The sequence below is a fragment of the Pseudonocardia sp. ICBG1293 genome (assembly GCF_020131355.1).
In the GTDB taxonomy this organism is placed as follows: domain Bacteria; phylum Actinomycetota; class Actinomycetes; order Mycobacteriales; family Pseudonocardiaceae; genus Pseudonocardia.
The window spans coordinates 298,065-320,516 of sequence record NZ_JAHLEL010000085.1 but is presented as its reverse complement, the minus strand read 5'-3'; the positions used below and the strand labels follow the sequence as shown (position 1 = coordinate 320,516).

At 71.9% G+C, this 22,452-nt stretch carries 20 protein-coding genes, 1 tRNA gene and 4 pseudogenes; 5 read left to right on the top strand and 20 right to left on the bottom strand.

Features of this window, described 5'->3' with window-relative positions:
- Nucleotides 1-50: 50 nt before the first annotated feature.
- A complete protein-coding gene (locus KPF47_RS38235; protein WP_224390964.1) occupies nucleotides 51-503 on the bottom strand; it encodes an IS5 family transposase in 453 nt (150 codons plus the stop codon).
- 99 nt (nucleotides 504-602) lie between these two features.
- On the opposite strand from KPF47_RS38235, the gene KPF47_RS38230 reads away from it, so the two are divergent.
- Nucleotides 603-1,277, top strand: a complete 675-nt coding sequence (locus tag KPF47_RS38230; protein WP_224393184.1) for a hypothetical protein — start codon at nucleotides 603-605, stop codon at nucleotides 1,275-1,277.
- On the opposite strand, the gene mobF is transcribed toward KPF47_RS38230, so the two are convergent.
- The 8 genes and pseudogenes from mobF to KPF47_RS38190 form a co-directional block, all read right to left on the bottom strand.
- Nucleotides 1,256-5,638 (bottom strand): MobF family relaxase, encoded by a 4,383-nt coding sequence (gene mobF / locus KPF47_RS38225; protein ID WP_224393183.1) that lies wholly within the window; start codon nucleotides 5,636-5,638, stop codon nucleotides 1,256-1,258. The genes KPF47_RS38230 and mobF overlap by 22 nt on opposite strands.
- A gap of 211 nt (nucleotides 5,639-5,849) precedes the next feature.
- Nucleotides 5,850-6,722 (bottom strand): hypothetical protein, encoded by an 873-nt coding sequence (locus KPF47_RS38220; RefSeq protein WP_224393182.1) that lies wholly within the window; start codon nucleotides 6,720-6,722, stop codon nucleotides 5,850-5,852.
- Nucleotides 6,719-7,378, bottom strand: coding sequence for a hypothetical protein (locus tag KPF47_RS38215; protein WP_224393181.1), 660 nt, complete (start codon nucleotides 7,376-7,378; stop codon nucleotides 6,719-6,721). Before KPF47_RS38215 ends, KPF47_RS38220 begins: the two co-directional genes overlap by 4 nt.
- Nucleotides 7,375-8,226 (bottom strand): hypothetical protein, encoded by an 852-nt coding sequence (locus KPF47_RS38210; RefSeq protein WP_224393180.1) that lies wholly within the window; start codon nucleotides 8,224-8,226, stop codon nucleotides 7,375-7,377. The genes KPF47_RS38215 and KPF47_RS38210 overlap by 4 nt, the downstream gene beginning before the upstream one ends.
- Nucleotides 8,223-10,175, bottom strand: coding sequence for a type IV secretory system conjugative DNA transfer family protein (locus tag KPF47_RS38205; RefSeq protein WP_224393179.1), 1,953 nt, complete (start codon nucleotides 10,173-10,175; stop codon nucleotides 8,223-8,225). The genes KPF47_RS38210 and KPF47_RS38205 overlap by 4 nt, the downstream gene beginning before the upstream one ends.
- Complete coding sequence (locus tag KPF47_RS38200) at nucleotides 10,175-10,708, bottom strand: hypothetical protein (RefSeq protein ID WP_224393178.1); 534 nt, start codon at nucleotides 10,706-10,708, stop codon at nucleotides 10,175-10,177. The genes KPF47_RS38205 and KPF47_RS38200 overlap by 1 nt, the downstream gene beginning before the upstream one ends.
- A gap of 191 nt (nucleotides 10,709-10,899) precedes the next feature.
- Nucleotides 10,900-11,139: pseudogene (locus KPF47_RS38195) on the bottom strand (WhiB family transcriptional regulator); the annotation flags it as partial.
- Between the two features lie 137 nt (nucleotides 11,140-11,276).
- Complete coding sequence (locus KPF47_RS38190; RefSeq protein WP_224393177.1) at nucleotides 11,277-11,474, bottom strand: hypothetical protein; 198 nt, start codon at nucleotides 11,472-11,474, stop codon at nucleotides 11,277-11,279.
- Between the two features lie 72 nt (nucleotides 11,475-11,546).
- Between KPF47_RS38190 and KPF47_RS38185 the strand changes: the two genes are divergently transcribed.
- The gene (locus KPF47_RS38185) at nucleotides 11,547-12,668 is read left to right on the top strand and encodes a hypothetical protein (RefSeq protein WP_224393176.1); all 1,122 of its coding nucleotides are present in this window, start codon (nucleotides 11,547-11,549) and stop codon (nucleotides 12,666-12,668) included.
- Here the strand turns inward: KPF47_RS38185 and KPF47_RS38180 are convergent.
- The 7 genes and pseudogenes from KPF47_RS38180 to KPF47_RS38150 all read right to left on the bottom strand — a co-directional run bounded on the left by KPF47_RS38180 (nucleotide 12,654) and on the right by KPF47_RS38150 (nucleotide 16,938).
- Nucleotides 12,654-13,220: an NUDIX hydrolase gene (locus KPF47_RS38180; RefSeq protein WP_224393175.1), complete on the bottom strand. Its 567-nt coding sequence runs from the start codon at nucleotides 13,218-13,220 to the stop codon at nucleotides 12,654-12,656. The two genes, KPF47_RS38185 and KPF47_RS38180, sit on opposite strands and share 15 nt — an antisense overlap.
- A gap of 170 nt (nucleotides 13,221-13,390) precedes the next feature.
- A pseudogene (locus tag KPF47_RS38175) lies at nucleotides 13,391-14,152 on the bottom strand (transposase); the annotation flags it as partial.
- A pseudogene (locus tag KPF47_RS38170) lies at nucleotides 14,122-14,862 on the bottom strand (IS3 family transposase); the annotation flags it as partial. The pseudogenes KPF47_RS38175 and KPF47_RS38170, both read right to left, overlap by 31 nt.
- A gap of 47 nt (nucleotides 14,863-14,909) precedes the next feature.
- Nucleotides 14,910-15,203, bottom strand: coding sequence for a transposase (locus KPF47_RS38165; protein ID WP_224387616.1), 294 nt, complete (start codon nucleotides 15,201-15,203; stop codon nucleotides 14,910-14,912).
- Nucleotides 15,204-15,267: 64 nt separating this feature from the next.
- Nucleotides 15,268-15,558 (bottom strand): annotated as a pseudogene (locus KPF47_RS38160) (IS5/IS1182 family transposase); the annotation flags it as partial.
- 226 nt (nucleotides 15,559-15,784) lie between these two features.
- Complete coding sequence (locus KPF47_RS38155; RefSeq protein WP_224393174.1) at nucleotides 15,785-16,231, bottom strand: winged helix-turn-helix domain-containing protein; 447 nt, start codon at nucleotides 16,229-16,231, stop codon at nucleotides 15,785-15,787.
- Nucleotides 16,232-16,461: 230 nt separating this feature from the next.
- Entirely contained in the window at nucleotides 16,462-16,938 is a 477-nt protein-coding gene (locus tag KPF47_RS38150) for a hypothetical protein (protein WP_224393173.1), read from the bottom strand.
- Nucleotides 16,939-17,151: 213 nt separating this feature from the next.
- On the opposite strand from KPF47_RS38150, the gene KPF47_RS38145 reads away from it, so the two are divergent.
- The 3 genes from KPF47_RS38145 to KPF47_RS38135 are packed head-to-tail and all read left to right on the top strand — an operon-like array spanning nucleotide 17,152 to nucleotide 19,507.
- A complete protein-coding gene (locus KPF47_RS38145) occupies nucleotides 17,152-17,823 on the top strand; it encodes a DUF998 domain-containing protein (protein ID WP_224393172.1) in 672 nt (223 codons plus the stop codon).
- A 26-nt stretch (nucleotides 17,824-17,849) separates the two neighbouring features.
- On the top strand, nucleotides 17,850-18,218 hold the full coding sequence (locus KPF47_RS38140) for a YciI family protein (protein ID WP_224393171.1): 369 nt from the start codon (nucleotides 17,850-17,852) through the stop codon (nucleotides 18,216-18,218).
- The gene (locus KPF47_RS38135; protein WP_224393170.1) at nucleotides 18,218-19,507 is read left to right on the top strand and encodes an RNA polymerase sigma factor; all 1,290 of its coding nucleotides are present in this window, start codon (nucleotides 18,218-18,220) and stop codon (nucleotides 19,505-19,507) included. The genes KPF47_RS38140 and KPF47_RS38135 overlap by 1 nt, the downstream gene beginning before the upstream one ends.
- Before the next feature lie 6 nt (nucleotides 19,508-19,513).
- On the opposite strand, the gene KPF47_RS38130 is transcribed toward KPF47_RS38135, so the two are convergent.
- The 4 genes from KPF47_RS38130 to KPF47_RS38115 form a co-directional block, all read right to left on the bottom strand.
- Entirely contained in the window at nucleotides 19,514-21,319 is a 1,806-nt protein-coding gene (locus tag KPF47_RS38130) for a tyrosine-type recombinase/integrase (protein WP_224393169.1), read from the bottom strand.
- Between the two features lie 90 nt (nucleotides 21,320-21,409).
- A tRNA-Val gene (locus KPF47_RS38125) sits at nucleotides 21,410-21,481 on the bottom strand.
- 13 nt (nucleotides 21,482-21,494) lie between these two features.
- Entirely contained in the window at nucleotides 21,495-21,959 is a 465-nt protein-coding gene (locus KPF47_RS38120) for a peroxiredoxin (protein ID WP_224393201.1), read from the bottom strand.
- Nucleotides 21,956-22,387 (bottom strand): DUF3052 domain-containing protein, encoded by a 432-nt coding sequence (locus tag KPF47_RS38115; protein ID WP_020624178.1) that lies wholly within the window; start codon nucleotides 22,385-22,387, stop codon nucleotides 21,956-21,958. Before KPF47_RS38115 ends, KPF47_RS38120 begins: the two co-directional genes overlap by 4 nt.
- Nucleotides 22,388-22,452: the final 65 nt, after the last annotated feature.

Here is a 22,452-nt window from a genome sequence, read left to right as displayed (position 1 = left end):
TCCCGGCCTGGCCAGGGCCGACCAGTACGACCAGCGGGCGGCCGTGTCCGTCAACGAGCTGGTGGATCTCCGTGCCGAGCCCTCCGCGGGAGCGGCCCAACGCGTGATCGGGCGGCTCGATCAGCAGATTCTTGTAGTTCGATCCGGCCCCCTGTGTCCCGCTGCAGGGTCGCGGCGTGTTGGTGAGCGCGGATGATCGTCGAGTCGACCGACACGGCCCAGTCCACGAGACCGGCGGAGTCGGCATCGGCGAGCAGAGCTGCGAGAACCTGGTCCCAGGTGCCGTCACCGCAGTAGCGGCGGTGGCGTTTCCATAGGGTCTGCCACAGCCCGAACTCGACCGGGACATCACGCCAGGCCCGCCCGCAGCGGAACCGGTAGATGATCCCCTCGATCACTCTGCGGTGATCGGCGAACGGGCGCCCTGGCATCCCGTCCGACGAGGGCAGTAACGGCTCGAGTCGGTCCCACTGGGCATCGGTCAGGACGGCACGGCGCGACACCTACTGATCATCGCGCAGGCCCGACCAGCCGGGTTAGGAGACGCGCCCTAGCCGAGGTTGGGTGGGAACTGTCGGGGGTGTAGCGCAAACTCCGCTGATATGGAGCTGACTGAGCAGGACTGCGTGGACGAGCTGGAGAGCATCGCAGTCGCGACGACCGACGAGATGCTGGCGGAGGGCGGCTTCGTCCCGCCCCCGACCACGCACATGTTCTGCAACGACCTGGGCCATCAGCCGTACGCAGGCTACGTCCGCACGCGCCCATTCTGCCCGGGCGATGACGCGCACACGGCCATCGAGACCCTCGGCCTCGTCGCGTCGTTCGTGAACGCCTCACGGCTGGTGCTGGCCTGGGAGCAGGCCGACCTACAGATCGCGTTGCAACGCCCCGGCGAGCCGATGCCGACGGGGCTCGTCGTGGTCGATGCGCCGCGGGTCGGTGAGCACGTCGTGCGGTGGAACCCGGCCGAGTTCGTGCGAACAGGGACCCGCGCGGACGGCTGCCCGATCGTTGCAGCGTCCTGGGGGCCGACGCAGCGGATCCCGGGTGGCCGGCTGCAGGAGCCGGTGTCCGCGGCGTTGGAGCTGTGGCGGTCACCGCGGACGTGGTCGGCGATGGAGATCGCCGAGGCCTACCTCGACATGGAGGACGACGGCTACCGGATGGCGTGGCCAGTGCGTCCCGACGACGAGCCGCCGCAGCGGTGGCCGCTGTGGCGGGCCGTCGTCGAGGCGATCGTGACCGATCCGGGTCAGCCCCAGCGCTCGGCGTAGTAGCCCTCGCTGTCGTCCGTCTCGTCGGCGTACGGGTCGTCGCGGTGATGGTCGACGTCGCGAGCATCCGGGGTATCGAGACCGGCCTCGTAGACCTCCTGGGCCTGGATCTCGTCCAAGGCCCGGCGGGCGCGAGTGACCGCGTCCTCCGACTCCGCGGTGGTCGGCACCCGGACGTCGTCCTCGCGCCGCTCCCGCGGCTCGGCCGCGGCGGTCTCCCGCAGGTCGGGGACCGCCGTCTCCAGAACTGGACCGTCGTCGAGGGCCTGATGCTCGTCGACGGGGCCGTCGTCGAGGTCGTGCTCGGTGATCGGGCGGTACTCGTCCTCGGCGCGCATGGCCTCGTCGTGGGCGGTGAGCCACTCATCGGCGGTGACCCGCTCGTCGGGGGCGTCGCGGTCGCTGTTGCGGTGCGCGAGCACGATTACCGCGCGGTCGTGCTTGTCCCGGTCGTCGGCGGTGCGCAACAGCCAGCGTCCGCGGGCGGCCTCGACCTCCTCCAGGTCGCCGGTGCGCCGATCCAGCTCCGCGACGAGCGCAGCGGCACCGTCTGCGGCCTGGCGCAGCTCGGCGGCGCGGGCCGGGTCCGTCGCGGCGTCGGCTTCGGCGCGGTGCAGGGTGGCGGCCGCGCGGTGGTGCTCGGCGGCCTGGCGAGTTCCGGCGAGTTCGTTGGCGACGTAGCGGGGCGCCCACGCCTGCTGTCGCTCGTAGGCGCGGACCCGCATCCTCAGCGCGCCGTCGGACAGCTCGAACTCCTCCCGATCCGCCCGGGGCCGACCCAACGCCTCCCACCCGTCGCAGTACGCCGCGTGATGCTCCACCATCCCAGGCTTCGGCGCAGCGCCGAGCACGTCGACGGCCTCGACGGGGCCGGCCTCGGCGCCGTCGGCGTCCTCGCGGCCGGTCAGGGTGCGGCAGGCGGCGACAGCGCCGGCCTTGCGCTCCCACTCGGCGCGGGCCTCCGCGTCGTCCCGGTCGGGGACCGCGCCGAGCAGGTCGGCCGCCCAGCGCGGCGGCTCGGCGGCGACCTGCGCGCCGAGGTCGGCGGTGCGCTGGTCCAGGTGCTCGGCGAGCCGATCGAGGTAGCGGGTCATCTGCGGGTCGTCGAGCTGCGGGACCCGATCGGCCCAGGTGCCGACGTCGGGTTCGAACCGCTGCCGGTCGCGTAGACGGGCGTGGATGACGTTGGTGAGGTTGCGGGCCCCGGTGAGTGGCTGGCCGGTGATCGTTTCGTGCAGCGCGGCGTACGGGTCGGTGCCCGACACCTCGGCACGGCGCAGCACGCGGGTCAGCGACGTCGAGGCGTCCTCTGCGGCGAGCTGGTCACGCTGCTCGACCGTCAGCACGCCGGTGTCGGTGAGCCGGTCCAGCCACGCACTCGTGCGGCGCACCGACGCTTGATGCGCCGCGTCGGCGAACAACTCGGCTGCGACCGGGATCGACTCGGCCCACCGGGCGGAATCCTCGGCGACGGTGAGCGCGGAGCGGTCGGGCTCGGCCAGCTCCAGCGCGGTCGTCAGGACGGCCTTCGGGGAGCGGTGCAGCTGATGGTCCCGGCCGCCGTCCGCGGCGTCGGGCAGCTCGGTCACCGTGGCGACGTAGGCGGTGTTCGCGTCGGTCCCGCGGGTCAGCCCGACCAGCGCCGCCGCGTGGTCGGTCCGGTCGGTGACCACCGAATGACACGTCGTCACCGTGGCGCCCTGCCCGCAGTAGCGGGTCCCCGCGTAGCCGAGGGCGAGGTCGTCGGCGACGTACCGGGGCGAGAGCACCATCCGCTCCCCCGCCCCGCCGTCGCTGTTGCGGGTGAGGTCGGTGGTGACGTCCAGGCCGCCGTCGTCGCGGACCCCGAGGACCCGGAAGCGTTCGCGAGTGTGCGGGGCGCGGGTGTTGCCCTCGTAGCCTGCGAGGTCGTGGCCGATCGCGCGGGCCTCGACGACGTCGCCGACCCCGGCATAGGCACCCGTCCGGCCCAGCCGCACCCCGGACTCGGCGACCAGGCCGAGGTCGACGAGCTGTGCGCGCAGCTCCGAGGACAGCCGGTCGGCCTGGTCGTTGGTGTCGACCAGCAGCAACGACGGGGTGCCGTCGAGGGTGTCGGCGAGCCAGGCGCGGGCGGCGGCGGTCTCGGCGGCGGTGACGTCGCCGCAGTCGATCAACCGGCCCTGGCGGTGGTACTCGTCCAGGACCTCGGTGTCGCCCTCGCGCAGCCGTAGCGACGCCTCGCGCTCCCATTCGTGGGTGAAGCGGCGGGCCTCGTTGAGCTCGTAGCGCGCCCCGCCCGCCCGGGAGATGAGGTCCATGCCGCCGCCGGCGCCGATCGCCGCGAGCTGGCGCGGGTCGCCGACCAACAGTAACTTCGCCCCCGCCGCGTCCACGTGCTGGTGGATGGCGGCCAGGGCGGGGGTGTCGGTCATCGCCGACTCGTCCACCACCACGATGTCCCCGGCGTGCAGCCGGAACCCCAGATCGGTGTCGTCGCGGGGGCGGCCGGCGGTGAGCCGGTCCTGCGTGGCCAGCCACGCGGCGATGTTGCGGGCGGTGAGGCCCTGCTCGGCCAGCACCGACGTCGCCGCCTGCGCGGTGGCGAGACCGAACACCCGCCGCTCCGGGCCGCCGCCGGTGAGGTCGGGGTCGGCCCAGGCGCGGGCCATCATCCCGACGGTGAACGACTTCCCCGTCCCCGGCGGGCCGACCAGTGTCTCGACCCGGGCCCCGGAGCCGAGAACGCCGCGCACGGCGGCCTCCTGCGCGGCCCCGAGCCGGGTGCCCTCGGCGGCCAGGCCGACCAGGAACCGGTCGATCACGGCGTCGGGCAGGCGCTCGCCGTCGTGGCGCCCGGCGGCACCGGCGAGGATCCGTTCGGTGTGCACGTGCCCGGTCGTCGCGTAGAGGGTGGCGCCGGGGGCCTCGAACGCCGACTCACCGTTGGCGAGCTTGTACTCATCGGGCAGGACGTCGGCCGCGGGACGCTTGGTCTGCACGCTGGCCAGGTCGGCGGTCATGGCCTCGTCGGCGAGGATGTCGAGCAGCTTCGTGATCTGCGCGCCGTCGCTGATCCCGAGGTGGTCGGGCAGCGCGCTGTTCAGCGCGCGGATGAGGTCCGGGCGGGTCCACACGGTCCGGGAGTTCTGCACCTCGGCGAGCGCGACGGACACGACCTCGCCCGGGGACCACTGCATCGGCGCGACCTCACCCGGGCGGGCGGCCAGGGCGGCGTCGGCGATCCCGGCCAGGCCACCGGCGATCTCGACGTCCATCCGGGCCGCGACCCGGTCGAGCAGATCCTCGCGGGTCTCGCCCTGGTGGGACTTGCGGGCCCGGGTGGCGAGGGTGGCCTGCTGGGCGAGGCGTTCGAGCTGGTAGCCGTTCGGGGCGTGCCCGTAGCGGGTCTCGAACGCCTCGACCAGCTCGGCGGTCTTCGCGGTGACCTTGTGCCGACGCGTGGAGATCAGGCTCATCGCCTGCTCGGACACCCCGACGACCTCGCGGGCCTTGCCGTCCGGGCGGGTCGCCATCACGAGTCCGAGCGACGCCGTGATCCGCTCCTCGGTCGTGCGCTCCGCGACCGCGGCGGCGGCCGGGCGCCAGCGGTGCAGGCTCCGCCCGTCGACGGTGCGCCACACACCGTCCGGGCCTTCGACGCGGTTGAGGATCGTGTTGTGGACGTGCAGCTGCGGGTCCCGGTCACGGGAGTCGTGCTGGAAGAACGACGCCACCGTGAACGCGTGCGCGTCGGCGTAGCGGCCGGCGGCGCCGCCGTGGTGCCCGACCCGGGTGTAGCCGGCCTTGTCCTGCAGCAGCTCCAGCGCGGCGTTGTTCCCGGCCCAGATCGCGTCCTCGACCGCCGTGCGGAACTCGCCCCACGCCGCGGCGGCAGCCTCGTCCCCGGCCTGGCGGGCAGCGACCTCACGGGCCTCGAACGCGGTGTGCAGCAGCGTCACCGACTTCTGCACCGAGAACGTGGCGTCGTAGAACGCGACGTTGTGCCGGGCCGACTTGCCCGCGTCCGTCCGGAGCTGGGCGCGACGTTCCGCCGAGGCGTCCGGCTCGCGTTCCAACGCGGCGGCGTAGATCTCGTCCTCGGACAGGTACCTGCGTCCGGTGTGTCCCAGCGTCGGGACGGTGTCCCACCGGGACGGGTCGTGGAACGCGGTGTCCCGCGGGTCGAGGAACCGCTCGTAGACCGCGCGCATGTCCTGGGCCTCGACCAGACCGTGCAGGCCGAGCTTCTCCGCCCCGGCGCCCCACCAGCGGCCCGGCGGCTCCCCCTCGGCGACGGCGCCGGTGTAGTAGTTCTCCCGCCCAGTGGCGACCTCCTTCAACAGGTACTCGGGGCTGTAGCCGTTGACGATCCTCAGCACCGCGACCACCCCGCGACGGCGGCGAGCCGGTCCGCGCAGGTCTGCGCGGCGGGTGTCGGGGTTGCCGGGAGGCCGGAGGCCGGCCCGGACCCGCGGATCGTGATGCAAGGGTGTGATGGCTTTGATCTTGGGCTCTTGTTGCTCTGTTCGGGGTAGTCGCTCTCGGTTCTCATAGCGTGCTCGGTCGCGGTGGTGTTCTGGCTGCTGGTGGTCATCGGGTGGTCCTGTTCTGGGGCTCGTCGGGGACGAGGTGCAGGGCGTTCGGGGCCTGCTGCGGGGTGTCACGGAGCTGCTGGAGTGCTCGGGCGGCGGTGCCGCGGCCGACGTCGGCGAGGTCCTGCAGCTCGCGCACAGTCGGGAGGTCGCCGTGGCGCTGGCGGTGGGTCTGGGCGGTGGTGCGAGCGCGTTCCTGGGCGCCCGTACCGGTCCTGGGCTCCGCACGGGCCGCCGGACGGGGTGCCGGGTGGGACATCGGCCGCGGCGGGGCCGGGATCACCGGCCCGTCCAACGCGGGCGGGACACCCGGGCCGCGGCCCACCGGATCGGGGCGTTCCACCGGTGTCCGACCGGACGGCGGGACGGTGATGGTCGCCCGGACACGCGCCCCGGACACACCGTCGGACTCGGGCCGGTCCCGGTCCCGGTCCGCGAGGCTCTCCTCGGGGCGGGTCTCGGCGAGGAGGTAGAGCAGGTGCGCGACGACGGCCGCGGCGATCGCGGGCCACGCCCCGACCCCGAAACGCAACACCGCATCCGCCTCGACCGGCGGGGCGCTCGGGGCGGGTGCGGGCCCGGCGAGGAACACCGCCTGCGCCAGACCCGACAGTCCGGCGGCGACGATCACCACGCTCCACGCGTAGCGGGCGGCGCCACCGGACAGCCGCGCGGTCGCGGTGTAGGCGACCAGGGCCAGGCCGTCGGTGATCAGCGGGTAGATCCACGCCACCGCGACCGGGACCCGCGCGGCGACCGCGACCTCGAACAGACCGTGCGCGGTCGCCACCGCAGCACCGATCGCGACGGCCAGGCCCGGCAGCCACACCGACGCCCGCCCCCACCGCGCCCCGCTTCCCGCGGCCGTCATCGCAGCGCCGTCCCGATCGGGCCGGCGTCGACCGCCGGGGCGGGCTCGGGCGGGGCCTGGTCGCGCTGCCCGGCCCACCACCGGGCGATCTCCTCGACGTGATCGGTGCCCGGGACCGGCAGCGCCGCGCCGCCGGGGGCGCTCCAGCCGGGGCGGGTCTGGTGCCGCTCGATCGAGCACGACCCGGCCTCCTTCCGGATCCGGTTGACCACCCCGGGCCGCTGGCGGTCGTGCCAGTCCCCCGCCGCGCCGACCGACGCGGCCGGGCCCTGGTAGGCGGCGAGCCAGGCGTGCATGAGCCAGAGCAGCTCCTCGACGACCTCGGGGTGCCACAGCCAGCACTCGGGCAGCACCTTCGCCGCGTCGGGGTAGCGCAGGAACACCGCCTGCGCCCACCCGCACAGCTCGTCGAGCAGCCGCCGGGTCTCGGCGGTGTCGACCGGGGCCAGCAGCCACGACGGCGCCGCCGGGATCCGCCGTCGTGCGGTCACCGCGGCCAGCGCCTCGGAGAGCTGTCCGACGAGCCGCCCCAGCTCCCCGACCTGGTCCGGGATCGGCTCCAGCTCGGCGACCTGGCGGCGCAGCGTGTCGACCTGACCGGCCAGCCGGGCCAGCGCTCCGCCCTCGCCCGGTTCGGGGTGCAACGGCGGGTTCACCGCTCCCACCCCGTCCCGTCGCCGTCGCCCGACGGGGCCCGGCCCGGGTCCGGTGCGTCGTCGAGCTGGTCGGCGACGGCCTCGGCCTGCGAGACGCGAACCAGGTCGGAGAAGCGGCGGACCTCGACCTCGGTCAGCGGCCGGACCCCGTCCTCGGCGGTCTCATCCGGCGTGAACCACATCCCGCCGACGAACGCACCGTGCCCCTCGGCGAGAACCCGCTCACGGTCTCCGGGCTCCTCGATCTCCGCCGGAGGGCTGTCGTCCGGAGTGTGCAAGTCGTCCTCCTGGTCGTGGTCGTTCTGGTCCTGGTGGTGCTGCTCGGTGAGAGCGGCCGCGGTCGCGGCGGCCTCTGCTGCGGTGGCCCGGGCGTCGTGAGCCGCGGCGGCTTCGCGGTGCGAGCGCTCCCGGCCCTCTCGGGCGACGGTCACGAGCCGCGGCTGCGGGTCGCACGCCGTGGTGTTGGTCAGCTCGTCGAGCCCGACGCGGTGGGCGCGGTAGCCCCACATCTCCGCGTCGGAGTGCAGCGCGAACAGCCGGGTCGGGTCGGTGATCGCCGACGTTCCCCGGGCCTCTCGTAGCGCCGCGACCGCGGTGGCGTCGGCACGGGTGCGGGCCTGGGCGACGGTCTCGCCACCCGCGGAGTCGACCCACCCGAAGCGGGCGCGGGCGTCGTCGAGGTCGAACTCGTCGAGCCGCCACCCCGAGGCCGGTCGGCCGTGGACGCCGGTGGCGTCGCGTAGGTAGGACGCGACGACCTGCTCGGCGTCGGACCGGCCGCCGGGGAGGTCGGCGGCGAGCCGGTCGACGGCCTGGGCCGGGGTCCACATCTCGTAGCGCTCGCTCATCGCTGCCACCGCCCGTCACCCGCAGCGCCGTCGACAGGCCCCGACGGACCCACAGCCCCACCGGGGCCGGTGCCGAGGGACGGCTCGTGCAGCGCAGTCGCCTCGGCGGCCTGGTCGTGCTCGGTGCCGCGGCGGATCGCTCGCAGCTCCGCGAACATCGCGTTGGACGACCACACCCGCTCCGCCGCCTCGCCGAACCGCTCCGGCCAGCGTGCGGCGAGCACAGTGAGGGCGTGTCCAAGCTGCTGGTCCGCCCAGGCGCGCAGAGCCTCGCTGCGGCGGTGCCAACGGGTCTCCGCCTCGATCCGGGCCAGCAGCCGCGCCCGACGCCGCACGTCGCGGCGGCGCCACGCCATCTGCGCCCGCCCAATCACCGGCGCGATCCCGCGCCGGATCACCACCACCCGACCCGCGGGCAGATTCGCGATCTGCGCCGGCGCAAGCACCGGCACCTTCCGGACCGAGCGGGAGGCGACGCGGCCGTGGTCATCGGTCGTGGTGACCCGCTCGTCCCGCTCTCCGGCCAGGGTGGACCAGAACTCCAGATCGGCCTTGTCCCGCGTCCCGCCGAAGATCATCACCGCGGCGGTGTTGTTCAGGATCGTCGCCGCCTTGTGCTCACCCCAGCGGGCCAGGAGCTGGGCCCGGGACTGGAACGCGCACAGGATCGTCACCCCACGACCGCCCATGTCCGCGGTCCACGACTCCAGCGGGACCGGGGAGATCAGGGCGGCCTCGTCCAGGAACAACCCCAGCGGCGGATCCAGCCGCCCCTTCGGCTGCCCGGCGGCCAGCCGTCGGGCCTCGCGGGCGATGTGCCCGGTCAGCGCACACACCAGTGGGGCGGTCTGGGCCTCCTCGGCGCCGAGCAGGAACACCGTCGCGCGGTCGTCGAGGAGCCGGGCGACGTCGAAGCCGTCCCCCGGCTTGGCCGCCGCGGCGGCGGCCGGGTGGGTCAACCAGCCCAAGGCGGGCATCACCGACGAGGTGATCGAGGAACGGGTCCGCTCGTTCGTGGTCAGGAACTGCATGACGTCCTGCTCGAACGCCGTCACCCCCGACCGACGCAACAGCGCCGGGACCTCACGCCCGGCCGTGTCGGGGTCGGCGACCCAGCCGAGGACGTCGGCCATCCGCTTCCCACCGAGGGCGGCGGCATGCAGCAGGGCCGCGAGGACGCGGCGGGCCTGACCGTCCCAGAACTCCCGATCCCCACCCGCCCCGGACGCGACCGCAGCGAGCATGTCCGTCGCCCGCTCGGTCGCGGTCACCGGATCCGAGCAGCCGGTCAGTGGATCGAACGTGATCGTCGAGGTGCGGTCGCCGAGGCCGGCCGGGTTGAACACGAACACCTCACCCCGGGTCTGCCGGCGCAACGGCGCGCACAGGTCGAGCAGGTCGGTGCGGGTCGAGGTCACCAGGGCCGCGCCCGGGGCGTCCAGGACACGGCCAGCGAGCCAGCCGGTCTTTCCCGTGCGGGGCCCGCCAACGACGATCACCACGTCCTCGACCAACGCCCACACCCGCAACACGCCGGTGCGACACAGCTCCACCGCCGCCTCGGAGGTGGCAAGCCGAAACCGCTGCCACCGCGGCAGGGCGGCCAGCGACGGCCGGACCGTGGCGGTGCGGCGCCGGACCGCGAGGGTTCCGGCGTGGCGGACGATGTCCAGCGACGACGCGACGCCGACCTTGCGGCGGGAGCGGGCCGCCCAGCGGGACACCGTCGCCGAAGAGCGCGACCAGCGGTGCCACACGATCACCCCCGCCAGACCGACCACCGCGACAAGCGCGGGCCAGGACAGGGCGGTGACGATCGTCGCCGCCGGGAGCAGTGCGACCACGGCGAGGCCGGCAGCCAGAGCGCGGGCGCCGCGCGACCAGGCGAGCAAAGCGCCCGCGGCGAACACGCCGAGGACGAGGGCGGTGGAGCTGAACAGGATCTCCATCAGTCCGTCCGCCCCTCGTTCCACGACTGCACCTCGGCGGTGTGGCGGGTGCAGCCCTTGGCGTGGCCGTCCTCGCTGTTGGCGGGGTTGCCCTCGAACGAGCCGTGGTCGGTGACCAGGCCGTCGCAGGTCGAGCAGCGCCAGTACGCGCACGGCGTCCGGAACGAGCGCACCCCGTCCGGCTCCGGGTCCGGGGCCCGGCCGCAGACCAGCCAGTCGAACACCGCCTCCCCCACGACTGCGACCTCGTCGGTGGTGATGCCGAGCGCGTCGGCGATCTGGTCCCAGGACCGGCCCGCCGCGCGGGCGGCCCGGGCGTACTCGGTCAGCTGGGACTCCGCCACCGTGTGCACGAGCAACGCGGCCCGGATTCCGGCCAGCGGATCGTCGAGGCGGCGGTCGGTGAACACCGTGAACCCCGGGATCGGAACCTCGGACTCGGCCGCGCCGAACGCCTCGACGGCGATCCGGCGCACCAGCTCACGGACCCGCCCGGACACGGCGGTCCTCGGGGACGCGTCGAACACGCTCATCATCGACCACCGCCCGCGGTGACCACGAGGGCAGCGGCCCACCGGTCGACGGTCCGGCGGGTCACGCCCAGCGTGCGGGCGACGTCGCCGCGGTCGGCTCCCGCGGTGAGCGCGGCGCAGCCCGCGGCGATGACTGGCGCCCGATCGGTCCGCGGCGACGGCACGGGCACGACGGCCGGCCGTCGCTCGATGCGACGACTCCGGGGCGTGGCCCGGCGGGCGCGGCGCCGCTCGTCCTCGGTCAGCCCACCGGCGATGCCGTGCGGCTGCTCGGCGATGGCCCACGTCCGGCACGCGGCCATGACCGGGCACCCCGCGCACACCGACAGCGCCCGCCGCTCCTCCGCGGCCAGGGCTGCACCGGCGGTCGCGGTCGGGAAGAAGAGCTCCGGATCGACGTCGCAGCAGGCCGCGCGGGCCCGCCAGTCCAGCTTCTCGCCCCGCCCGGGGCTCGGGTCTACGGTGAACACCTCTCCTACCTCCTGTTGGTTGGTGAGAGCGGCCCGGCGGTGTGCTTCCGCCAAGAACCCGTCGCCGGGCCGTCCCATCTCCTGCGTGCTCGCCTCGATCACGACGTGTCCCCTCGCTCCGGGGACCGAGCCGGGGCGGCGAACAGCCCCGGCAACGCGTCCAGCTCCGCCCGCTCTCGGTGCCGGTCGGCCGCCGAGTCCCGGCCCGCTCGGGCGCAGGGGACGACGTCGGCCAGGTGCGCGAGCCGGACCGGCAACGGCCGGTTCTCCAGCAGACACACCGCGACCTGCCGCAACGGGCACTCCTGACGACGCACCACCGGCCACCCACACCCCGGGCACCGCCCCGCACTGACGAGGGGGCGTCGATGGGCAACCGGCTCGCGCAGGTCCGCGCCGAGCGCGGCTGGAAGAAGGCTCGGCTGCTGCACGAGCTGCGGGCGGCCGCGACCCGGCGGGGCGAGCAGCTCCCGAAGGACGAGAGCCTCGGGCGCCGCGTAGCCGTCTGGGAGAACCAGGACGGCGTCGTCGGCGACTTCTACCGCGAGCTGCTCTGCGAGGTGTACCGCTGCTCCGCCGCCGAGTTGGGCCTCGTCGAACCACCGAGCCCCGAGCCGATGGCCGAGGACCTCGTTACCGAGCCGTTCGAGCTGCCGGAGTTCACCCGCGTCGACCCCGGCCTGGTCGATCTCCTGCGGTCGCAGACCCAGACGCTCCGCCTGCTGGACCGCCGACTCGGCGGGATCACGGTGCACGGCCAGGCCGTCGCGCACGTCGAGACCGTGCGGAACCTGGTCCGCAACGCGCTACCGGGGACCGCGCGCGAGCACGCCGCCGACGAGCTCGGCCAGGCCGCCGCACTCGCCGGATGGCAGGCCCTCGACATGGGGCGACTGCCCGAGGCGTGGCGGCTGCACGAGGTCGCGACCGCCGCCGCGCGGGAGAGCGGGCAGGCAGCCGGGCTCGGCTACGCCCGAGCACAGCAGGCGTTCATCCTGCTCGACGCCGGACGGACCGCCGACGCCCTCGGCCTGATCACCTCGGCACAGGCCACGGCCCGCGGACCGATCCCGAGCGAGCTGGTCGCCTGGCTGCAAGCCGCGCGGGGCGAAGCCCTCGCGGCCCTCGGCGAGCGGGATGCCGCGCTGCGGGCACTCGATGCGGCCACCGCAGCGCTCCCGGCCCAGCCGGAGCACGCGCTGCCGTACCTGATGCTCGACGCCGGACACCTCGCGCGCTGGCGCGGACACTGCCTGGCCCGGCTCGGTGAGGTGTCGGCGATCGACGACCTCGGCGTCGCCCTGGCCGCGATGCCTGAGGGTCAGTACGCCCGCGCGGAGGTCGGGCTCCGCGTCGACCTGGCACTCGCATTCCGGGCCCGCGGCGAAGCCGCCGAGTCCCAGGCCCAGGCCGCACAGGCCGGCCGACTGGCCGGGCGGACCGGATCCGAGCGCCAGCGACGCCGCATCCGGGAGCTACTCGGCTCGTGACGGCGCCGTCGGACCCGACAGCGCCAGGACATGAAGCAGCCCCACCAGCGCTCCGGAGTTGCCGACCTGCCCCGCCGCGACGAGACCCGGCACGTGGGCGAGCGGGACCCAGCGGAACGTGCCCTCGTTCAGCTCGGTCGGGTCCGCGACCCGCACCGCGCCGCGCGCGAGGAACACGTGATGGGCACTGCGCACGGTCCCGGCCATCGGCTCGAACGTCACCAGGTGCTCGACCGACCGGGGCCGGTACCCGGTCTCCTCCTCGACCTCACGAGCCGCGGTCTCAGCCGGGGACTCGCCGTCGTCGAGCAGCCCACCGGGCAGCTCCCAGTTCCACAGGTCCGGCACGAACCGGTGGCGCCAGGACAGCAGGACGTTACGGCCGGCGTCGTCCAGGACGACGGTCATCGCCGCAGCGGGCAGCGTGACGGTGTGGTGCTCGAAGCGCTCGCCCGACGGCTGGGAGATGTCGGCCAGGCCGACAGAGACCCACTTGTTGTCGTAGATCACGCGCTCGCCGTGCACGTGCCAGACGTCGTCCGGGCTCGTCATGGAGCGACCGTAGCGTTCTCTGTTAAGAGGTCATTTCAGAACGAGGTCGACGTGTCTGTTGTAGACGACAAGCGGCTATCTGACCTGCCGTTTGATCTGTCGTCGAGGGGTCAATGGAAACTCGACAAGTCGTTCTGAAACGACCTCTAAGAGCGTCCGGCGATTGATGGTTATCGGAGTCGACGGGTCGTGGGTCGGGTTGTCCAGCGGTAGCGGCTGCGGGCACGGTTGATCAGCCGGCGGATCACGGTGAGCGCGGCGGCGAGGTTGAGGTAGAACTCGACGATGATCTTCCGGCGATCGGTGAACCGGCGCAGCTTGCCGTAGCCGTTCATCCAGGAGTGCGTGCGCTCGATGGGCCACCGTCGTCCTGCCTGGATCGGAGCCGGGACCCCCGTGGTCGCGATCTCGCCGGTGAAGCCCAGGGTGTGCAGCAGAGTACGGGTCTTGCCGGAGTCATAGCCGCGGTCCAGGTGCACGGTCGGGAACAGATCACCACCGTGGGCGTCGCGGTGGCGGGGCAGCGGGCCGATCATCGTCACGATGCCGGTCAAGGTCGGTTCCAGCAGGGGCGAGTCATGGTCGTTGGCTCGCGCCGCGACCAGGTGCAGCGGGATGCCCTGGTCATCGCAGGCCACGGACCGTTTCGTGCCCTGCTTGCCGCGGCCGACAGGGCTGCGGCCGGCCACCTCGCCTCCGCCTGGTGCCTTGGTGATCGATCCGTCGACCGCCAGATCGTCAAGATCCAGGCCGAGTATCTGGTCGTAACTGAGCTTGGCCCCGTAGTCCGGACACCGACGGTGTGGGGTCAGTGGGTGTGGTCGGGCGGGGTGTGGGCTGCTTCGAAGTCGTTCGGGGAGAGCATCCCAATACTGGAATGGCGCCGTAACGGATTGTACCAGCATTCTATCCATTCGAAGATGGCGGTGGCAAGCTCTGCGCGGGTTTTCCAGGTTCTGGAATCGAGCAGTTCGAGTTGCATGGTACCCCAGAATGATTCGACCAGAGAGTTATCGTAGCAATCTCCGATCGAGCCCATCGATGGGACGATTCCAGCGGCGACCAGACGTCGACCGAATGCCCATGATGTGAATTGGGTGCCGTGGTTGGAATGTAGGATCGTGGCGTGGTATTGCGGGCGTCGGCGGAGTATGGCCATGCCGAGGGCGTCGATGACGAGTTCGGTGCGCATGTTGTCGGCGATGGACCATCCGACTGCTTTCCGGGAGAATACATCGATGACTGCCGCGCAGTAGACTTTCCCTTCTCGGGTGGGGTGTTCGGTGATGTCGGTGCACCAGATCTCATCCGGTCCGTCGACGGTGAAGTCGCGGTCGACCAGGTCGGTGTAGGGGTCGGCGTGCTGGTCCCGGACGGTGCAGCCGTGGTTGCGTCGCCGGTAGAGGCCCTGGATCCCGGCCTGGCGCATCAGCCGAGCGACGCGTTTGTGGTTCACCGTGATACCGAGTCCGAGGGTGAGCTCGGCGTGCACACGTGGCCATCCGTAGGTGCCCCGGGACTCTGCGTGGATTTTCTCGATGTGTTTGAGGAGCAGTTCGTTCTCCTGCGTCCGTAGCGATGTCGCCCCGGAGTGCCATTCGTAGTAGCCCTGGCGGCGGACGCCAAGGACCCGGCAGGTCACCGCGACGTCGAATCCATCGTCGGCGAGTTCACGGACCAGCGGGAAAACTACTTTGGGAGGATGTTCTCCCGGGCGAAGTACGCGGCAGCACGCTTGAGGATCTCGTTCTCGATCTCGAGCCGGCGGGCCTTCTTTCGGAGTTCGACGATCTCACTTTTCTCCGCGCTCGACAGACGTGTGGAGCGCGGGTCACCGTCGTCTGCGTCGGCCTGGGAGACCCAGTTCCGCAGACACGACTCCGACAACGACAGGTCCTTGGCGATTTCCGAGATCGGCTTGACCTTCGAACGGGCCAGGTCGATAGCGCGTTGCCGGAACTCCGGCGGGTGAGGAGCGGGCACGAACGACATCCTTCCCGGCGGACGGCGTCCGCCTCAGGACAGGTGTCCGGTACCAGGGGCCAAGCTCATAACCGGCCAGCGCGGTGCGGAGCAGTTCCTCGCTGACTCCCGCGGTGGCCCAGTCATCGAGACGGCGGCGGATGGTGCGGTCCGAGCAACCCGGCGTGGCGATGCGTTCGTAGCCACTACCGTGCACCAGAGCGGCAACGACGTGGTCGAACACGACCCGATCAGAGATCCGGCGACGGTGACAGCCCCACGGATGGGTCGGGTCGAACTCGGGCCGGTCAGACCCGATCAGAGCGGCGAACTCGCCCCACAAGGGCTCGATCAGAGATGCTGGCAGCAGAGGCACGGACTCTCCACACGATCATCAGGACATCAGCAATCCCATGATCACTTGCAGGTCCGTGTCTCTACCAACACCGACACACGGCCACCTCTACTGCCGGACGCTCTAAGAGGTCGTTTCAGAACGACTTGTCGAGTTTCCATTGACCCCTCGACGACAGATCAAACGGCAGGTCAGATAGCCGCTTGTCGTCTACAACAGACACGTCGACCTCGTTCTGAAATGACCTCTAAGACTCAGCGGGCCGCACGAAGGCCCCGACTCCGTGACGCACGACCACGACCCCCGATTCCGCCAGCACCTTGAACGCGCGACGCGCGGTGTTGCGGGAGACGTCGTACTGCTCCATCACGGCAGCCTCGCTCGGAAGCGGGGCATCCGGCGCCAGCGTTCCAGCGCGGATCTGCTCGGCGAGGTCCCCGGCGATGCGGCCGTACGCCGTGGTCCGGTCTGCTCCGGTGCCGCCGGCAACCCGGCGGCCCACTCCAGGGACGACATCCACGAGGCCGTCGTCCACGAGCAACGCGAGGGCGGCGCGCGCCGTCCCCCGGGCCACGTCGTACTGCTCGCAGAGCTGCGCCTCCGAGGGCAGAAGCGAACCGGGCACCAGGACGCCGTCGCGGATCCGATGACGGAGATCCTCCGCGATGCGTTGGGAGGTCCCACGAGGGGCCACAGCGACGACACTCCACGGCTCGTTGACAGTTCTGCCGAGAGTATCTGGCCCGCAAGACTCGCAGCGGCAGTAGACACCGGGATCGGCGCTCCGGGCGCCTCGGGAACCATGCCGTGCTGCACGGCAGTTGATCAGGTTGGTGGACAACTGCCGTTGCAGTACTGGCGAGTGGTGGCGTCGATCTCCACCTGCAGTTCGGAAGTGGCTCCACGTACTGCGCTGGACGCGCGTTACCGCCGGACCATGGCGCTGGGGTAGCCGCCCCCTCCGGGGTAGACCCAGTCGCCGGTCATGATGCCGTCATCGGCGGCGAAGACTCCCCGGAAGTAGGCAGGGCTGCCCTGGGCACCGGCCCAGATGGTGAGCGTGTCGCCGTCCAGTTCGTAGACGTAGTCGAAGGTGTTGCCTTCGGAGTCGTAGAAGCGGGAGAAGATCTCCGTGCTGACCGGCTCGCCGAAGGGGTGCAGGTGTCCGATCACCTCGAATCCGGTGACGGTCTGGCCGTTCTGTTCGAGGTCGACGTGCTGGATGAGGAAGTGTCCACCGTTCATCAGTTCGTAGCGGACAGTGCCTTCGGCACCACCGCTGACGGTCCAGGTGCCGACGAGCCGGTCGAGCGCGCGGAGGCGCTCGCTGGGCTGGGGGCGTGCCGCCTGGGTATCGCGGTCGTGGGTGCCCGCGGGGTGTGCGCCGGCGTAGTCGGTCATGGCGTGCTCCTCGAGTCTGTTCGGCGCGACCACCGTGCGGGCCGTGCTCACCGCTACCTCGGAACGGCCGCCAGCTTCTCGACATCGCAGGGCGAGGAAAGTTCTCCCAGAAATCTCCGTGTAGCGATGTCAAGACGGCGGGATCGGCTCCGTGGTGTCTGTGAAACACCGCCCCGCCCGGGGTGGCGACGCCCGCGAACGCTGGAGAAGACCATGACCACCACACCGCAATCCGCGTATGACGCCGTAGCCGGCGCTCGTCTCCGGACCCGCACGCTGCTCACCGCCGCTGTGTCCGCCGGTCCCTTCTTCTACGTCTCGTCCGCGGTACAGGCACTGACCCGGCCGGGCTTCGACATCCGCATCCATCCGCTCAGCCAGCTCGCGACCGGTGATCTCGGCTGGGTCCAGCAGGTCACCTTCGTGCTCGCGGGATTGGGCGCGGTCGCCCTCGCGGTCGCCCATCGCCGCCTCGTCACCGCTGGTGCGGGCTCGCGGATCGCGCCGATCCTTCTGAGCACCTTCGGTGCCGGATTCGTGATCGCGGGACTGTTCACGATGGACCCGCAGAACGGGTTCCCCATCGGCGCCCCTACCGGGAGTGTCGAGATGTCGTGGCACTCGGTCGTGCACACAGCGGCGGCCGCGGCCTCGTTCCTCGCCCTCGCAGGCGCGTGCATTGCGCTCCTGGTCCGCTCGATCCGCCGTCGGCAGTTCTGGATCTCCACCGGCAACGGCCTCGTCGCGCTCGCCCTGCTGGTACCGGTCTCGCCCACCGGGTCGAGCATCCAGATCGCTGTCACCGGCCTGATCGCGTTCACGTGGGTCAGCGTCTGCGCAGTGCGCCTCCGACGCCACACCGATGCCAACCCCACCGGATACTGATACCGACACCTCGTAGGAGAACGATCGTGAAGTTCCTGCTGTTGAGCTACACCCCCGCGGCGTCGTGGGACGCCGAGACCGCCGACACTCCGAGCCAGGAGGCTCTGGACGCGTTCGCCGCTTACCAGAGGTTCGAGGCCGAGCTGCGGGAGACAGGGGAGTTCGTACTGAGCGAGGGCCTGGGCCACCCCGCCGTCTCCACCACCGTGCGCAAGACCGACGCCGGTGTCGCCGCGACCGACGGTCCGTTCGCGGAGCTGAAAGAGGTGCTGGCCAGCTTCGCCATCATCGACGTCTCCAGCCTGGAGCGGGCCAAGGACATCGTCGCCCGGATGGTCGACGTGCTCGGCGAGCCGATGGAGATCCGGCCGATCATGGGCGACGACTTCGCCTGATGCCGATTCCAGCCGACGACACCGCAGGGGTGGAACCACGGCGCATCGAACAGATTCTGCGCACCGAGACGCCGCAGGTCACCGGTGCGCTGGTACGCCGCTTCGGCCGGTTCGAGCTCGCCGAGGACGCCACGCAGGAGGCGCTGATCATCGCCGGTCAGCGCTGGCCCGAGGACGGGGTGCCGGACGAGCCGCGGAGCTGGCTGATCCGCGTCGCCTACCGCAAGATGATCGATCTCATCCGCTCCGAACAGGCTGCGCATCGCCGTGAGGAAGACGCCGCCGCCCTCGATCCCGTAGTGGTCGACCCGACACAGCTCGGACCCGCCGGCGTCGACTACGACGACAGCCTGCACGTGCTGCTGCTGTGCTGCCACCCTGCGCTGTCCGAGGTGTCCCAGGTCGCGCTCACGCTGCGCGCCGTAGGCGGACTCGCCACCGGGGAGATCGCCCACGCCTACGGCACCAGCGAGACCACCATGGGAACCCGGATCAGCCGCGCCAAGCAGACGTTGAAGAAGGCCGGCGCCCGCTTCCAGCTTCGCGACCAGGACGACCTCACCGGACGCATCGCCGCGGTGATGCGGGTGCTCTACCTGGTCTTCAACGAGGGATACACCGCCACCGCCGGCAGCAGCCTCACTCGTGTCGATCTCACCGCCGAGGCCATCCGGCTCACCCGGATACTTCACGCCTCGCTCCCGGAAGATGTCGAGGTCGCCGGTCTGCTCGCGCTCATGCTGCTGACCGAGGCGCGCCGCGTCGCCCGGACCGGCCCCGACGACGAGCTGATCGTCCTCCCCGAGCAGGACCGCGCCCGCTGGGACCACGACCTCATCGCCGAGGGACAACAGCTCATCGAGGACGCCTGGCGACAGCGGCGTGTCGGCGCGTACCAGCTCCAAGCGGCCATCGCGGCGACCCATGCACAAGCGAGCACTGCCGACGAGACCGACTGGGCGCAGATCGCTGCCCTGTACCTCTGGCTCGAACGCCTCGAACCCACCGCACCGATACGACTCTCCCGGGTCGTCGCCGTGTCCCAGGCGTTCGGTCCCCGCCGCGGCCTGGCTCTGCTCGACCAGCTCGACCACGAACACCGGATCTCCGACGATCCCCTCGTCGCGCAACGCACCCGCGCCGTCCGTGCCCACCTCTTGGACCAGCTCGGCGAGCACGACCGCGCGAACCACGAGTACCGCGCCGCTGCCGCCCTCACCGAGAACGAGGCCGAACGCCGCTACCTCCGGCGACGCGCACACACGTCCGCACCTGACTCGACGCCGTAGCCACAGTCACCAGCGGAGGACCATCGGATCTTGGTTCGGTGCTCCGAGGGGCACGACCTCGATCTCGTAGCGTCCGATCCACTCTTCTCCCTCGCCCACGGCCTCCGGCTCCTCCATCCGTGCAATACCGATCAGGTGGGCCCGGAACGTCGTGGGGTCGGCGAGGTTGCCCGTCACCACCCGGGCCGGATAGCGACGCCCGCCCGGGCCCCGCACGACGACGGTGAAGTAGCTCGCGGCCTGCCCGGCCACGGGCTCCTGCTGCTCGGGTTCCGGCGGGGCTGTCGCGGCCGGGCGACCGACGACGGCCGACGGCACAACGACCGTCGGCCGCTCCCCCACTGCACCGACGAGCACACCCCACTCACGCAGAAGCTCGAACGCCCGGTGCACCGTGCTCGGCGCGAGCCCCTGCTCGGCAGCCAGCACCTTGACCCCCGGCAGATGCCGACCTACCGGCACGACCCCGGACTCGATCCGCTCCAACAGCTCGACCGCCAGCCGCTCCCGAGCCGACTGCGGATCCCGCCGCACCCGCTCCATCTCCGACCCCGGCCCCGCCGGCCGCTCCGGCATCCGCGACCCGAGCCCGCTCGCCGCCCGCTGGTCCGCCTCCGACACCCACGCCGCGTACACCCGCAGCGTGGTCACCCCGCCGCCCGAGTGCCCCAGCCGACCGGCGACCGTCCGAACGTCCACCCCGGCCGCGATCAGCTCCGTCGCCGAGTAGTGCCGCAGGTTATGCAGGTGCGTGTCCAACCCCAGCCGAGCCGCCATCCGCGAGTACCGCTGCGTCACCGACCCCGGCACCAGACTCGCCGACCCGTCCGGCGCCAGCGAGAACACGAACGCCTCCGGGCGCAGCTCGACCCCGAGCGCACGGGCCCGCTCGTCGCACCGCGCCCGGTGGGCGCACAGCACCTCGACGGTCTCCGCGTCCAGCGCGAGACGCCGCTGCTGGTGGGTCTTCGTGTCCTTCTCCTGCAACGCCCGGCCGTCCTGGGCGATCGCCCGACGGATCGTCAGCGTCCCCGACTCCAGGTCGACGTTCGACCAGCGCAGCGCGCACAGCTCGCCGCGGCGGGCGCCGGTGGTCATGAACAGCCAGACCAGCGCACCCCAGTCCAGATCCCGCCACGCCTCGTTCAGCAGCCGCGCCGCCTCCGCCGCGGACGGCGGCTGCGGGTCCGGCGGCGGCTTCGCGGGCGGCGAGACGAACTCGACCGGGTTGACGGACACCCAGCGCCACCGCACCCCGCGCGAGTACGCCCCGTTCAGCACGAAGTGGATGTGCCGGATCGTGGCCGGCGCCAGCGGCCGGCAGCGATGTGGACGGCACCGGTCGTCGCACTCGTGATCGCGGGGCGTCCGGTGGTCGACGCGCTTCGCCGACCCGGAGCAGTGGTCACGGCAGCGGCGCAGCTCAGCGTAGAGCGAATCCAGGGCTTCCGCACCGACGGCGCCGGCCTTCGTCCGACCGAGGAACGGGCGGACGTGCAGCTCCAGGTACCGGGTGTACGCGCGGAGCGTGGTCGCGCCGACGTCGAGGGTCTCCAGGTACCGGTCGAGCAGCTGGTCCAGCGTCGCGCTCGTGCGGGGGCTGCGCTGCTCGTCGACGGCGTTGAGGAGCCGCGTCCGCGCGGCCTCGGCGCGGGCCTCCTGGCGCGGGCCGGGCTCGATCACCTCGACGAGGATGTTCCGCTTCCCCGACACCGGGTCCTGCCCGCCGTACACGCGGACGCGCAGGGCACCGCTCGGCAGCCTGTCGATCGTCCCGCGCTGCCTCCGGCGACCGGCCTTCGCCCGTGTCATGACGTGAGGATACGAGCCGCTGGTGTCACGAAACGCGTCACGCGGACCGTTCGATGATCTTGGCGGGGAAGAAACCTCAGGTCAGAAGCGTGGGCGCGGCAGGGTTCGAACCTGCGACCGCTCGGGTGTAAACCGAGTGCTCTCCCGCTGAGCTACGCGCCCGGGACGGACATCTTCACACGACCGCGAGGGCCCGCCGCCACCCCTCCTGGTCGCGCGGCTCCCCCGGCCGGTTCACCTCGGCGAACGACACGGTCCCGTCCGGCCGCACCAGGAACGTCCCCCGCAAGGCCATCCCCTTCGCGGTGTCGAACACCCCGTACGCCGATGCCACGGCCCCGTGCGGCCAGAAGTCCGACAGCAGCGGGAACCCGAAACCGGCCGACGACGCCCACGCACCCAACGAGAACGTCGGGTCGCACGAGATAGCCAGCACCTGCGTGGCGTCGTTCTGGAAGTCGGGGAGCGACGCCTGCACGGCGGTCAGCTCCCCGCCGCAGATCCCGGAGAAGGCGAACGGGTAGAACACCAGCAGCGCAGAGCGCCCCGACCCGAGTACCGACGCCAGCGAGACCGGCTGTCGGTTCTGGTCGGGGAGCTCGAAGGCCGGGGCGGTCGCGCCCTCGACGACCGCTGTCAGCGCTTGCCCTTCCCCTGCTTCGGCGGCACGAGCTTCGACCCCACCCAGTCGTCCCCGAGCGTCGCGTTCGACGTCTGCGACAGCCCGGCGGTCGGAGCCGCCTCGGCGATCTCGGAGGGCTGGATGTGGCCGTCACGGCCGGTCTTGGGTGTCAGGACCCACACGAAGCCCTCGTCCGAGAGGGGCGTCCGGGCGTCGACCAGGGTGTCGATCAGGTCGCCGTCCCCGTCGCGGAACCACAGGAGGACGACGTCGATGACCTCCTGGGCGTCCTCGTCGAGGAGCTCCTCACCGGTCGTGTCCTCGACGGCCTCTCTGACCTGGTCGTCGATGTCGGTGTCGTAACCGAGTTCCTGGACGATCATGCCCGGCTCGATGCCGAGCTTTGCCGCGATGTCGGACGCACCGGCATCTGCCGCGGTCACCACTCGTTCCCCTTTCACGCTGCTCACGCAGTCCATCGTCTTCGGTTCCGCGTGCGGGCGCCACCCTT

Bases quoted from the DNA above. Each gene is read 5' to 3' on its own strand.
- KPF47_RS38130 (WP_224393169.1), bottom strand. From the start codon at position 21,319: ATGACACGGGCGAAGGCCGGTCGCCGGAGGCAGCGCGGGACGATCGAC.
- KPF47_RS38185 (WP_224393176.1), top strand. From the start codon at position 11,547: ATGGGCAACCGGCTCGCGCAGGTCCGCGCCGAGCGCGGCTGGAAGAAG.
- KPF47_RS38205 (WP_224393179.1), bottom strand. From the start codon at position 10,175: ATGGAGATCCTGTTCAGCTCCACCGCCCTCGTCCTCGGCGTGTTCGCC.
- KPF47_RS38150 (WP_224393173.1), bottom strand. From the start codon at position 16,938: ATGACCGACTACGCCGGCGCACACCCCGCGGGCACCCACGACCGCGAT.
- KPF47_RS38135 (WP_224393170.1), top strand. From the start codon at position 18,218: ATGCCGATTCCAGCCGACGACACCGCAGGGGTGGAACCACGGCGCATC.
- KPF47_RS38145 (WP_224393172.1), top strand. From the start codon at position 17,152: ATGACCACCACACCGCAATCCGCGTATGACGCCGTAGCCGGCGCTCGT.
- KPF47_RS38210 (WP_224393180.1), bottom strand. From the start codon at position 8,226: ATGAGCGAGCGCTACGAGATGTGGACCCCGGCCCAGGCCGTCGACCGG.
- KPF47_RS38230 (WP_224393184.1), top strand. From the start codon at position 603: ATGGAGCTGACTGAGCAGGACTGCGTGGACGAGCTGGAGAGCATCGCA.
- KPF47_RS38180 (WP_224393175.1), bottom strand. From the start codon at position 13,220: ATGACGAGCCCGGACGACGTCTGGCACGTGCACGGCGAGCGCGTGATC.
- KPF47_RS38220 (WP_224393182.1), bottom strand. From the start codon at position 6,722: ATGACGGCCGCGGGAAGCGGGGCGCGGTGGGGGCGGGCGTCGGTGTGG.
- KPF47_RS38200 (WP_224393178.1), bottom strand. From the start codon at position 10,708: ATGAGCGTGTTCGACGCGTCCCCGAGGACCGCCGTGTCCGGGCGGGTC.